The organism is Streptomyces atratus, from assembly GCF_040655115.1.
In the GTDB taxonomy this organism is placed as follows: Bacteria; Actinomycetota; Actinomycetes; order Streptomycetales; family Streptomycetaceae; genus Streptomyces; species Streptomyces atratus_D.
Genome location: NZ_JBFAJH010000016.1, coordinates 1 through 11,256, shown reverse-complemented (window position 1 = coordinate 11,256; position 11,256 = coordinate 1). Strand labels below are relative to the sequence as shown.

Genomic DNA, 11,256 nt, shown 5'->3' with positions numbered 1-11,256 from the left:
CGCGAGCAGGACGCTCTCACCGGCCGCCGACCCCCCGGATCCGCGTACGCCCCGCAGCCACCATGGCACTGACCTCGCTCAACCGCAGCGGCCGGGCCAACACCCCCACCACTGCCAGCAGCACTGCGGTCCCCGCCCCCGCGGCCGCGAAGTCCCCGAACCCGTCACATGCGCGGGCCACCCCGTACGCCAGCGCCCCCGCCGGCACGCAGGCCACCACCAGCCGCGCATGCGCCCACAGTCCGGCCGAGCGCCACAGCACCGACCGTGGCCCCCCGGCGCCTTGGGACACCCGGCGATGCAGCACATATCCCGTGACCGCGAACCCGGCGAAGAGCGCCACCGAATACGCCCCCGCCATCCCCGTCACCGCCCACCGCACAGGCAGTACCAGATAGGCGAGCGCCGACAGCCCGGCGTTGAGCGAGGCGATCACCAGGTTCAGGAAGAACGGCGTACGGGTGTCGCTCATCGCGTAGAACCCCCGGGAGAGCACGTACTGTCCGGAGTACGCGACGAGCCCCGGCGCGAACGCCATCATCATCCCCGCCATCACCGCGATGTCGGCGTCGCCGGTCCGTCCGTATCCGAACACGGCCCCCATCACCCACGGCGCCAGCGCGAAGAACGCACCCGCCGCGGGCACCACGACCGCGGCCGTGGTCCGCAGCGCGTACGAGACATCGCGGCGCACCCCGGCAAGGTCGCCGTCGGCCGCCGCACGGCTCATCCGCGGCATCAGCGCGGTGACGAGCGAGACGGTCACGATGCCCTGCGGCACCACCCACAGCTGAAAGGCGTAGCTGTACGCGGTGTAGCCCGCGCCGCCCGCCACCCCCTGCTCGACGGCGTGCTGTCCGGTGATGGTGGAGAGCCGGGTCACCACCCAGTAGGCGCCCTGGTTCGCCAGTACCAGCATGACGAGCCATCCGGCCGACCGCAGCGGGCGGGTCAGACCGCTCCCCCGCCAGTCGAACCGGGGCCGCCAGCGGAAGTTCGCCGCCCGCAGCGCGGGCACCAGGGCCAGCGTCTGCACGACGATCCCGGCGGTCGTCCCCCAGCCCAGCAGCCGGGCATGGGTGGCGGTCAACTCTCCATCGGAACCAGCCACGATCGCCAGGTAGAGACCGAACACAGCAATGATCACGACGTTGTTGAGGACAGGAGTCCACATCATCGCGCCGAACCGGTCGCGGGCGTTCAGCACTTGCCCGAGAAGGGTGAAGAGCCCGTAGAAGAGGATCTGCGGCAGACAGTAGCGGGCCAGCGCGATCGTGAGCTCCGCCTGCTCCCCGGAGTAGTCCGTGTAGGTGCCGACGATCAGCGGGGCGCCGACGACCGCCAGCGCGGTGAGGGCGACCAGGCCGACCGAACAGACGGTGAGCAGCCGGTCGGTGTACGCGGCGCCGCCGTCGCTGTGTTCTTTGGCGGCCCGCACCAGCTCCGGGACGAACACGGCGTTGAGAGCGCCGCCGATCAGGAGCATGTAGAGGATGTTGGGGACGGTGTTGGCGACCGTGTAGCCGTCGGCCGTGAGTCCGGTGCCGAGGGCGGCGACGACGACTGCCGAGCGTATGAACCCGGTCGCCCGCGAGACGACCGAGCCCGCGGCCATGACGGCGCCGCTGCGCAGCACCGAGCCCGGCCTCCGCCGTCCCTCCGGCCCCTCCTGCGCGACCGTCCCGGTCGTCTGCGCGGCGGTCACCGGCGGGCCAGGTACGCCTGGAACGCCCTGTACAGGGTGTTGTTGGCGGCTCCGCCCACCGATGTCTCCCACTCCCCGAGGGTCTCGACGACCTGCCCACCGGTGCCGAGCTTCCAGCGCAGCAGTCCGAAGGACCGGTCGTCGGGGTCAAGGGTGGAGGGTACCCCGCGCATGTCGTACAGCTCGGCGCCGAGGGCGTGCGCATCGAGCATCATCCGCCACTGGAGGGCGTTGCTGGGGCGGACCTCGCGCCGGTGGTCGGCGGACGCGCCGGTCTGGTACCAGACCCGCCGCCCGGTGCTGATCATGGTGTGCGCGGCGAGGATCTCGTCCTCGTGGACGGCGAGATAGAGCTGCATCCGGCCGGGCCGTTCGGCGTTGAGCACGGCGTACTGCCGCTGGAAGTACGCGAGGGAGCGGCCGAGCCGGAAGCCGTCACGCTCCTCGGTGATCCGCAGCAGCCGATGGAACTCGGGCAGCTCCGCCGCGCCACCGACGACGATCCGGACACCGGACTTCTCGGCCTTGCGGATGTTGCGGCGCCACTCCTGGTTGAGCCCCGCCCACAGGTCGTCAGGGGTGCGTCCGGCGAGCCGCACCTGGAAGACGTAGCGCGGCTGCGCGTCGGCGTCGTTGCCGGCGTCGCCGTCCCCGCCGCACCGCCGCCAGCCGCGCGCCCGGAGCCGGTCGGCAACGGCTGTGCCGAGCGGGTCCACCTCGGTCGCCAGCACATCGCGGACCTTCCGGCCCGGCCCGGTGGCCGCCTTGAGACGGGCGGTGTCCCAACGGCGGTACGCGGGTGACGGCCCGATCCGTACGGCGAAGGCGCCCGCCTTCCGCAGATGCGCCGTCAACGGCCGCAGCCAGCGGTCGATGTCGGGATCGGCCCAGTCGGCCACCGGCCCTTCCGGCAGATAGGCGAAGTATTTACGGGTGCCCGGGAATTGCCGGTAGAGGACCAGGGCGCTGCCCGTCAATTCGCCGTCGGCGCCGTGCCATCCGACCATGTCCGACTTCCATTGGTCCTTCACTCCGGCCCAGGAGGGATACTGCAGAAAGCTCGCCCCGGCCCGCACGGTCACACCCGCCCGGTGCTCGGCGGCGGTGAGGCTGCGTATCCGCATCCCCTGTTCACCTCTGCGGTCACCGGTCGCGAGCAGCGCTGACATGTCCGTGGCCCTCCCCTGGTCCCGCCCCTTCGTTCGGCTCGGCGGGGCTGCACAGGATGCTCACAGCGGTCCGTGACGGGTCGGAGCGGCGCATGTGACCGGACGATGACCGTTGCGCTCCATTCGCTGTCACACAACGGAATCCATGGTCTTTCAGGGATCTGAGGAACCTAAAGTCTGGTGAATGCCTCTCCACCGGTGAGAAGCGCAGCCCTGGAGGTTTTTCCATTGATCTCTGCACGCCGGCACATACGCCGTACCGCACCCGTGGCCGGCCCGGCCCGGCTCACCCTGATAGCCGGAACGGCGGTGCTGGGCGCCGCGCTGACCGCCTGCTCCGGCGGCGCTGCCGCATCGGACACCGGTTCCGGATCCGGTCACGCCGCCGGGACTTCTCAGGCTCCGGACACCAGGATCTCGGTGAACCTCCAGGGCACCAGCGCCACCGCGGGCAAGCCGGTGAAGGTGACGCTGGCAGACGGAAAGCTCAAGACAGTGAAGGTGACCGCCGCCGAGGGTGACGCGCTCACGGGCCGGATATCCGGCGACGGCCACAGCTGGACCTCGGACCGGGTCGCCGCACCCGGCACCGAGTACAGCGTCGAGGCGACGGACACCAGGGGTGGCACGGACCGCGCCGGCTTCTCGACAGCCGAGGCCGACAAGGTCAACAAGCTGACGCTCGCCCCCGGCAAGAACACCACGGTCGGTGTCGCCCAGCCGCTGTCGATCGTCTTCGACAACCCGGTGAAGGACAAGGCGGCGGTCGAGAAGGCACTCAAGGTGTCCACGTCGAACAACACCGAGGGCTCCTGGGGCTGGCTGCAGGACTACTCCGGCAAGGACCGCGTCGACTGGCGGCCCAAGGATTACTGGAAGTCCGGTACCCGCGTCACGCTCGACGCCGAACTGGGCGGCATCGACTCCGGAACGGCCGGCGGCTGGTTCGTGCGCGACTACCGGACGACCTTCACCATCGGCCGCAACCAGGTGGTCAAGGTCGACCTCGACCGTCACCGGCTGGCGCTGCACCGGGACGGGAAGACGGTCATGGACGTGCCGATGTCGGCGGGCACCCCGGGCGGCGAGAAGGCGTCCTGGCGGGGCACGGCCGTACTGATGGCCAAGGAGGGCACGATCAACATGCGCTCCGAGACGGTCGGTCTGGGCGATGCGTACGACAAGATGGTCGACTCGTCGATGCGGCTGACCTGGTCGGGGATGTACGCCCATGCCGCGCCGTGGAACACCGCGTACTTCGGGGTCGCCAATCACAGTTCCGGCTGCGTGGGAATGAGCGATGCGAACGCCGCGGAGTTGTACGACAAGGCCCAGGTCGGCGACCCGTTCGAGATCACCGGCGCGGACGCCAAGGGGACGGTCGCGGAGGGCAACGGCTACGGGGCGTGGAATGTGTCCTGGACCGACTGGCAGGCGAAGAGCGCGCTCAGTTGATCCCTTTCCCTGCTCCCGTTGGCTTGCCACTACTGACACCACGTCCAACAATCGTTACCCTCACGCAACTTACCGGGGAGTTACAACGGTAATTGACCGGGGTCCCCGTCGGCTCACTGTGCACTGACACGCGTGGGGAGCAACCCGTAAGACCTCCGTACCCCACGGACAGCTTCCGGGCCGTCCGTTCGTCGTCGGCCTGGAGCTGTTCTCCACCGCCTACGACGTCCCGGCCGGACGTCGGCTCGCCCTGGTGCTCGACACCGTCGACCCCCTGTACATCGAGCACAACCCGGCCGGCGCACAGCTGACCTTCTTCTCGCCGGGCGCGGACCCCTCCTACCTGTCCGTCCCGTTGCGCGAGAAGTGATCACCGGCTGCTGCCGGGCGGGTACCGCTCCTCCGGTCCGCCGTACGGCTGCTACCGCAGTCCCGGCAGCAGCGTTCCTGGTTCGGCCGGTGCGACTTCCACGGCCTCCGTCTTCGGACTGCGCCGCTCCCGCTTGGCCACCCAGGTGGCGAACCAGGAGAGCAGCATGCACATTCCGATGTAGATCGGCGAGATCACCATCACCACGGGGATGAAGGGAAGATCGTAGTCGAGGTTGGACGCGATGAGTTTGCCCGCGTGGAGGAACTCCTCGTACGTGATCAGATAGCCGAGCGAGGTGTCCTTCAGAGCCACCACCAACTGGCTGATGATGGTGGGCAGCATGGCGCGCACCGCCTGCGGGGCCAGCACGAAGGTCATGACCTGCGTCTTGCGCATGCCCAGTGCGTACGCGGCCTCGCGCTGTCCACGATCCACCGAGTTGATGCCGGTACGGAACACCTCGGCGAGCACCGAGCCGTTGTAGAGGGTCAGCCCGGCGACCAGCGCGGGCAGCGGCTGTACCTTGAGCGCCACGAAGATGAAGAAGATCATCACCAGGACGGGCATGGCCCGGAAGAACTCCACGACGAGCGTCGCCGGCCGGCGCACCGCCCGGTGTTCGGAGAGCCGGCCGACGGCCAGGACCGCGCCGAGAGCCAGGGAGAGCACCGCCGCGTAGGCGAAGGCCTTGAGTGTGTTGCCCAGTCCGCGCAGCAGGAGTTCCTGGATGCCCTTGTACTCGAAGGGGGTCCACTTGGCGCTGGTGAACTGCTTGGTCTCGAAGAGCAGATAGATGATCCAGCCCACCAGGCCGACGATCAGGGCCGTCGAGACGATTCCGTACACGAAGTGGCGTTTGCGGGTCCGGGGGCCCGGGATGTCGTAGAGCGTCGTGGCGGCCGCCGTGTGGGTCATCGGGCCACTCCGTAGCTCTTCTCCAGCACGTTGAAGAGCGCGCTGATGGACAACGTGATGATGAGGTAGCCGACGGCGATCCAGACGAAGGTCCAGATGATGCTGTAGCCCAGCTCATTGAGGGTCTTGTAGGTGCCGAGCAGTTCGGTGACGCTGAAGGCCCCCGCGATCGCCGAGTTCTTGGCGAGCGCGATGAGCGTCGAACCGATCGGGGGGATCACCGAGCGGAAGGCCTGCGGCAGCACCACGCTGCCCAGCGTCTGCCCGAAGGTCATCCCGAGACTGCGGGCCGCCTCGCCCTGCCCCTGCGGCACGGTGTTGATGCCGGAGCGGAGCACCTCGCAGATGAACGCGGAGGTGTAGCAGCCGAGCGCGAGGATCGCGAAGACCTTGAACGGCAGGACCAGGCCGAAGCGCGGCAGACCGAGCAGGACGGCGAAGAAGAGCAGGGTCAGTGGGGTGTTGCGCAGCACCGTCACCCAGACGGTGCCGAACACCCGCAGTGAGCCGACGGGCGCCACCCGGAACGAGGCCATGACGAAGCCGAGGACCAACGCCAGGATCGAGGCGTAGACGGTGAGTTCGAGGGTGCCGAGGAAGCCTCTGCCGTAGAGCGCGAAGTTCTCTGTGAGTACGTCCATGGACGTGGCCCGTCCTCTCAGGTCGCCGGGTAGCGGTCGATGGGCGGCGGAGTCGGCGCGGGCACGCCGGACAGGCCGAGCGTGGCCTCGAACGCCTTCTTCCAGTTGCCGTTCCTCTCGTTGGCCTCCAGGGCGTCGTCGAGCGCGAACCGGAGCGCGTTGTCGCTGCGTGGGACGCCGATGCCGTAGGGCTCCTCGGAGAACGGCTTGCCGACCACCTTCAGCTCCCTGGGCGCCTTGGCGGCGAAGCCCAGCAGGATGGCGTCGTCGGTGGTGACGGCGTCGACCTGGTACGTCAGCAGGTTGTCGACGCAGATCGAGTACGTGTCGTACGCGACCAGGATCGCCTTCGGGTAGTCGGCCGCGATGCGCTGGTACGGGGTCGAGCCCGCGGCCGAACAGACGGTCCTGCCGGCCAGGTCCTGCGGGCCGTTGATGTCGTGCTCGTCCGTGCGGACGAGCAGCGACTGGCCTGCCATGAAATACGGCCCGGCGAACCCGACGAGTTTCTTGCGCATGTCGTTGATGGTGTAGGTGCCGACGTAGTAGTCGATCTGCCCGTTCTGCAGCGCGGTCTCGCGGTTGGCGGAGGCGATCGTCTTGAAGCGGATCGTCTTCGGGTCGAAGCCGAGCGAGGCCGACATCATCCGGGCGATCTCGATGTCGAAGCCGGAGTATTCACCGGTGGCCGGGTCCTTCTCGCCCAGGTACGGCTGGTCCTCCTTGGCGCCGACCTGGAGATAGCCGCGCTTCTTCGCCTTCGTCCAGGTCGGCGACTCGGGCAGCCGGAAACCGGTGTCGACCTTGTAGACCGGCAGTTGGCCGGGCTTGGGCCCCTTCACCGGGGGGCTGCCCTCCTTCCCGCAGCCGACGGCGAGGACGGCCAGCAGAAGGCCCGCGCAGGCGGCCAGAACCTTTCTCGTACGCAACAGGGAGCCTCCCGTCAGTGCTTGAGGATCTTGGACAGGAAGTCCTTGGCCCGGTCGGTCTCCGGGGCGGTGAAGAAGGCCTCCGGGGTGCGGTCCTCGATGATGCGACCGTCGGCCATGAAGACCACGCGGTTGGCGGCGGACCGGGCGAACCCCATCTCGTGGGTGACGACGACCATGGTCATGCCGTCCCGGGCCAGCTGCTGCATGACCTCCAGCACCTCATTGATCATCTCCGGGTCGAGCGCCGAGGTCGGCTCGTCGAACAGGAGGGCCTTGGGGTCCATGGCGAGGGCGCGGGCGATGGCCACCCGCTGCTGCTGACCGCCGGAGAGCTGGGCGGGGTACTTGTCCGCCTGGGAGGCGAGCCCGACCCGCTCCAGCAGCTCCCGGGACCGCAGGTCACACTGGTCCTTCTTGCGCTTGCGGACCTTGAGCTGGGCGAGCGAGACATTGGCCAGCACCGTCTTGTGCGCGAAGAGATTGAAGGACTGGAAGACCATCCCGACTTCGGCCCGCAGCTCCGCGAGTCCCTTGCCTTCCTCCGGGAGGGGCCTGCCGTCGATGGCGATGTAGCCCGACTCAATGGTCTCGAGTCTGTTGATGGTCCGGCACAGCGTGGATTTACCCGAGCCGGAGGGGCCGATGACCACCACCACCTCGCCGCGGCCGACGGTGAGATTGATGTCCTGCAGTACGTGCAACTTTCCGTAGTACTTATTGACGTCCCGCAGCTCGATCAACGGATCGACGGCCATACGCAGCCCTGCCCACTTGTCGCTGTGTCGAGGTCAGCGCAAACTATCCATCCCGGCAAGGGACTTTGCACCCGACACGCATCAATGGGGCATAAGGCGTTTTATTAGGTTTCGGCGTTTTCCCTACCCTTCGGCCGACTCCGCGTACACCTGCGAGAGCTCAGGGCTGCCGGCCATCGCCCAGTCGAGCCCGGCCTCGACGACATCGATCTCCCGCCCGGAGGCGAGCCGCACCACCGGCTGCCCGCTGGGCCAGATGTGCCAGACGGCGCCGGGGACGTTCCGCACCAGGACGGTGCCGAGGTACAGCCCCGCGTCGTTACCCAGCCAGGGCAGCTCCTCGGGGTCGTCCCGCCAGCGGGGCGGCAGTTGGTCGAGCGCCGTCAACGAGGCCGGAGTGTCGTCGAGTTCGAGCCCCCGCTGCCCCACTCGAACACGCAGCAGCTCGCACTCGGCGAGCAACTCGGCCACGCCGTCCGGGTCGGCCTCGACGGCGGCCGCGAGGCCCGCCCCGCGCCTACCGTCGTGACGCTTACGCCAGTTGTCCAAGAAAGGGATGTTCATACCACTCAGGGTCGCATCCCGGCCCGGTTACGCACCACAGGGCGCGCGGCCTGTCGTTCGAGTGCTGAACCGGTTGCGTACATCTACCCGCACGCCGCCGCGCGCGCCGCCCGGACCGCCGCGGAGGCAATCACGCCCGCCCCTGCCGTCGGACGGCGGACCGGACCCCCGGTCCGGCGTGAGGATGACCGGCAGCTCGTCGGCGAGTCCGCCGTCGACCGGCCGGCGGCATCGTCCACCGGCAGGACGCGCGCGCTGCGGCACGGTACGGGAACCGCCGCGGGCGACGGGCCGAACCGCAACTGGAACAGACCGCGTCCGCCGGCCTCTGCCGTCCGCGTGAACCGAGCCGGTTCAGAACCGCGACGCCCGGCGCGTTCCCGTGCACGACCGACGCGTACACGTCGTCGACCCCGCGTACGTCGCGGGTGTGGGCTACCGCCGCCCGTCCGGCCACGGTAGCCGCCCCGCGTCCGGTGTGCGCCGCGTCCGGCCAGCACTCGATCGCGTACCGGGCGGGCGCGGCCGCCACCGGATCGACGCGTCCGATCAGTACGCCGTCCCGCCGCACTCCGTACCTCACGGAACCGCTCCCGGGAACGTCGGCCAGGTACCGCTCCACCCACGCGCGGTCGGCGGTCGACTCCTCCTCGTACGCGTCGGCCGAGGCCGGACGCGCGCGGTTCCGGTCCAGCAGGGCAAAGTACTCCCGTATCGGCGAGAGTCAACTCCCGCAGGGTCAGGCCCGTCAGAAGAGTCCTCAGCACATGCGCACGCACGGGTCATCCGTCGTGATCGCGCAGCCTACCCAGGTACGTGTGCACACCATTCTCTTTGAAGGGGTGGAGGCGGAGCGGTCCGGACTGGTACCTTCGCGATCATGTCCAGCCCCGAGGCGAACAGAGGCTAGCCACCGGTCCCGCCGGTGGCTGACCCGCTGCCGAGTCGATCCCGCACGGCCGATCAGGCCGAAGGATCGCTTCTGCCCGGCTGCCACCGCAGGACCACCGCGGTGTGGGCCGTACTTCCCCGCATGCGCTCGCGCGCAGGTTCCCGGCCACGACGGCTGCCTGCCGCGTTGTCGCGTCGCGTCCGTGACCAGGACTGACGCTCTTCCGCGTTGCCGCTCGACCTGTCCGGCGGGCGCGCCCCACACCCCCTGTCTGTCTGTCCGTCCATCAGCCTGCCCATGGGGTTCCTTCATGCCATTTGCTGTCTACGCGCTCGGGCTCGCCGTCTTCGCCCAGGGCACCTCCGAGTTCATGCTGTCCGGTCTGGTCTCGGACATCGCCGACGACCTGCACGTATCCATCCCGGCCGCCGGTCTGCTGACGTCGGCGTTCGCGGTCGGGATGGTGGTCGGGGCGCCCGCGATGGCGCTCCTCAGCCGCAGCTGGCCCCGGCGTCGCGCGCTGCTGTTCTTCCTCTCCGTCTTCACCGCCGTCCATGTCATCGGCGCGGTCACCCCCGGCTACGGCGTGCTGCTGGCGACACGGGTCGTCGGGGCGCTGGCGAACGCGGGTTTCTGGGCCGTGGCGCTGGTGACCGCGGTCTCCATGGCCGGGCCCGGCGCCCGGGCGCGCGCCACGTCGGTGGTGGTCGGCGGTGTCACCGTCGCCTGCGTGGCGGGGGTGCCCGCCGGCGCGATGCTGGGTGGGCAGTGGGGGTGGCGCGCCGCGTTCTGGGCCGTGGCCCTCGTCTCCGTACCGGCTCTTGCGGTGATCGCCAGGACGATCCCCGGCGGGCGGGCCGAGTCCCACGCGGTGGGCGGGCGCGCCGAGCTGCGGTCCCTGACCGAGCCGCGGCTCGTCCTCATCCTGCTGACGAGCGCGCTCGTGCAGGGCGCGACCTTCTGCGCCTTCTCCTATCTGGAGCCGCTGGTCACCCAGGTCGCGGGGTTCGGTGCCGGATGGGTGCCTGCCCTGCTCGCACTGTTCGGGGTCGGCTCGTTCCTGGGTGTCACCGTCGCGGGCCGGATCGTCGATGCGCGGCCGGTCGCCGTCACCACCGCCGCACTGGTGGCGCTCACCGCCGGCTGGGCCGGGCTCGCTCGGACCGCGGGGAGTCCGGTCGCGGTCGTCGCGCTCGTCCTCGTCCAGGGCATGCTCGCGTTCGGCACCGGAACAGCGCTGATCTCGCGGGTGTTCCAGGCGGCGTCCGGCGCGCCGACGCTGGCCGGCTCGTTCTCCACGGCCGCCTTCAACGTGGGCGGCGCGCTGGGGCCTTGGCTCGGCGGGATCGCGATCGGTGCGGGGTTCGGCTTCCGGTCGCCGCTGTGGGTGAGTGCGCTGCTGATGGTCCTGGCGCTCGGCGCCACCGCGGTCCTGTCCGTATGTGACGCCCCGCCCGGCGCTGAACGGGCGGGGCGGTCCAAGTCTTCGCAAGCAGCCAGCAAGCGGGACAATGACAGGAATCACCGTATCGGCGACCACTGACATTGATACTCGTAAGTGGGTTCCGGTGGTCGTGGCTCCACCACTGACTGACGCCCTGCTGGGCTGTCCTCCGGTTGTTCTGTCCGGCTTCCGGGACCCGTTCTTCATGGCTCCGGCCAGGTGGAACATGACCTCGCCGTCCTGACCGCGCTGAAGAGCCTCGCCCGGCGCGTCCAGGCCCTCACCACCGAGCACGACGCACTCACCGCGGCACTGGACGCCGCCGTCACCGAGCAGAATCCGGGCCTGCGCGCCGCCTACGGTGTCGGCCCCGACACCGCCGCCCAGCTCCTGATCACCGCCGGCGGCAAC

10 protein-coding genes and 2 pseudogenes are annotated in these 11,256 nt (G+C 69.5%); 4 read left to right on the top strand and 8 right to left on the bottom strand.

Features of this window, described 5'->3' with window-relative positions; all coding sequences use genetic code 11:
• Window positions 1-16 precede the first annotated feature (16 nt).
• A complete protein-coding gene (murJ, locus tag AB0I23_RS19210) occupies window positions 17-1,705 on the bottom strand; it encodes a murein biosynthesis integral membrane protein MurJ (protein ID WP_436846960.1) in 1,689 nt (562 codons plus the stop codon).
• A complete protein-coding gene (locus tag AB0I23_RS19205; protein WP_359110659.1) occupies window positions 1,702-2,874 on the bottom strand; it encodes a lipid II:glycine glycyltransferase FemX in 1,173 nt (390 codons plus the stop codon). The genes murJ and AB0I23_RS19205 overlap by 4 nt, the downstream gene beginning before the upstream one ends.
• 228 nt (window positions 2,875-3,102) lie before the next feature.
• On the opposite strand from AB0I23_RS19205, the gene AB0I23_RS19200 reads away from it, so the two are divergent.
• Together AB0I23_RS19200 and AB0I23_RS19195 are read left to right on the top strand one after the other, a co-directional pair.
• Complete coding sequence (locus AB0I23_RS19200; RefSeq protein WP_359110657.1) at window positions 3,103-4,329, top strand: L,D-transpeptidase; 1,227 nt, start codon at window positions 3,103-3,105, stop codon at window positions 4,327-4,329.
• A gap of 163 nt (window positions 4,330-4,492) precedes the next feature.
• Window positions 4,493-4,699, top strand: a pseudogene (locus AB0I23_RS19195) (CocE/NonD family hydrolase C-terminal non-catalytic domain-containing protein); the annotation flags it as partial.
• 51 nt (window positions 4,700-4,750) lie between these two features.
• Here the strand turns inward: AB0I23_RS19195 and AB0I23_RS19190 are convergent.
• From AB0I23_RS19190 to AB0I23_RS19165, 6 genes are all read right to left on the bottom strand, one after another.
• Window positions 4,751-5,617 carry an amino acid ABC transporter permease gene (locus tag AB0I23_RS19190; protein WP_359110655.1) on the bottom strand — a complete coding sequence of 289 codons (867 nt, stop codon included), beginning with the start codon at window positions 5,615-5,617 and terminating at the stop codon, window positions 4,751-4,753.
• Entirely contained in the window at window positions 5,614-6,258 is a 645-nt protein-coding gene (locus AB0I23_RS19185) for an amino acid ABC transporter permease (RefSeq protein WP_359110653.1), read from the bottom strand. The genes AB0I23_RS19190 and AB0I23_RS19185 overlap by 4 nt, the downstream gene beginning before the upstream one ends.
• Window positions 6,259-6,275: 17 nt before the next feature.
• Complete coding sequence (locus tag AB0I23_RS19180) at window positions 6,276-7,187, bottom strand: glutamate ABC transporter substrate-binding protein (protein ID WP_359110652.1); 912 nt, start codon at window positions 7,185-7,187, stop codon at window positions 6,276-6,278.
• Window positions 7,188-7,201: 14 nt separating this feature from the next.
• On the bottom strand, window positions 7,202-7,945 hold the full coding sequence (locus AB0I23_RS19175) for an amino acid ABC transporter ATP-binding protein (protein WP_359110650.1): 744 nt from the start codon (window positions 7,943-7,945) through the stop codon (window positions 7,202-7,204).
• 123 nt (window positions 7,946-8,068) lie between these two features.
• Window positions 8,069-8,509: a DUF6278 family protein gene (locus AB0I23_RS19170; RefSeq protein WP_359110648.1), complete on the bottom strand. Its 441-nt coding sequence runs from the start codon at window positions 8,507-8,509 to the stop codon at window positions 8,069-8,071.
• Window positions 8,510-8,639: 130 nt separating this feature from the next.
• On the bottom strand, window positions 8,640-9,203 hold the full coding sequence (locus AB0I23_RS19165) for a GNAT family N-acetyltransferase (protein ID WP_359110835.1): 564 nt from the start codon (window positions 9,201-9,203) through the stop codon (window positions 8,640-8,642).
• A 508-nt stretch (window positions 9,204-9,711) separates the two neighbouring features.
• Between AB0I23_RS19165 and AB0I23_RS19160 the strand changes: the two genes are divergently transcribed.
• Window positions 9,712-10,944, top strand: coding sequence for a Cmx/CmrA family chloramphenicol efflux MFS transporter (locus tag AB0I23_RS19160; protein WP_359110646.1), 1,233 nt, complete (start codon window positions 9,712-9,714; stop codon window positions 10,942-10,944).
• Between the two features lie 120 nt (window positions 10,945-11,064).
• Window positions 11,065-11,256: pseudogene (locus tag AB0I23_RS19155) on the top strand (IS110 family transposase); the annotation flags it as partial.

Bases quoted from the DNA above. Each gene is read 5' to 3' on its own strand.
- AB0I23_RS19205 (WP_359110659.1), bottom strand. From the start codon at position 2,874: ATGTCAGCGCTGCTCGCGACCGGTGACCGCAGAGGTGAACAGGGGATG.
- AB0I23_RS19190 (WP_359110655.1), bottom strand. From the start codon at position 5,617: ATGACCCACACGGCGGCCGCCACGACGCTCTACGACATCCCGGGCCCC.
- AB0I23_RS19185 (WP_359110653.1), bottom strand. From the start codon at position 6,258: ATGGACGTACTCACAGAGAACTTCGCGCTCTACGGCAGAGGCTTCCTC.
- AB0I23_RS19175 (WP_359110650.1), bottom strand. From the start codon at position 7,945: ATGGCCGTCGATCCGTTGATCGAGCTGCGGGACGTCAATAAGTACTAC.
- AB0I23_RS19170 (WP_359110648.1), bottom strand. From the start codon at position 8,509: ATGAACATCCCTTTCTTGGACAACTGGCGTAAGCGTCACGACGGTAGG.
- AB0I23_RS19160 (WP_359110646.1), top strand. From the start codon at position 9,712: ATGCCATTTGCTGTCTACGCGCTCGGGCTCGCCGTCTTCGCCCAGGGC.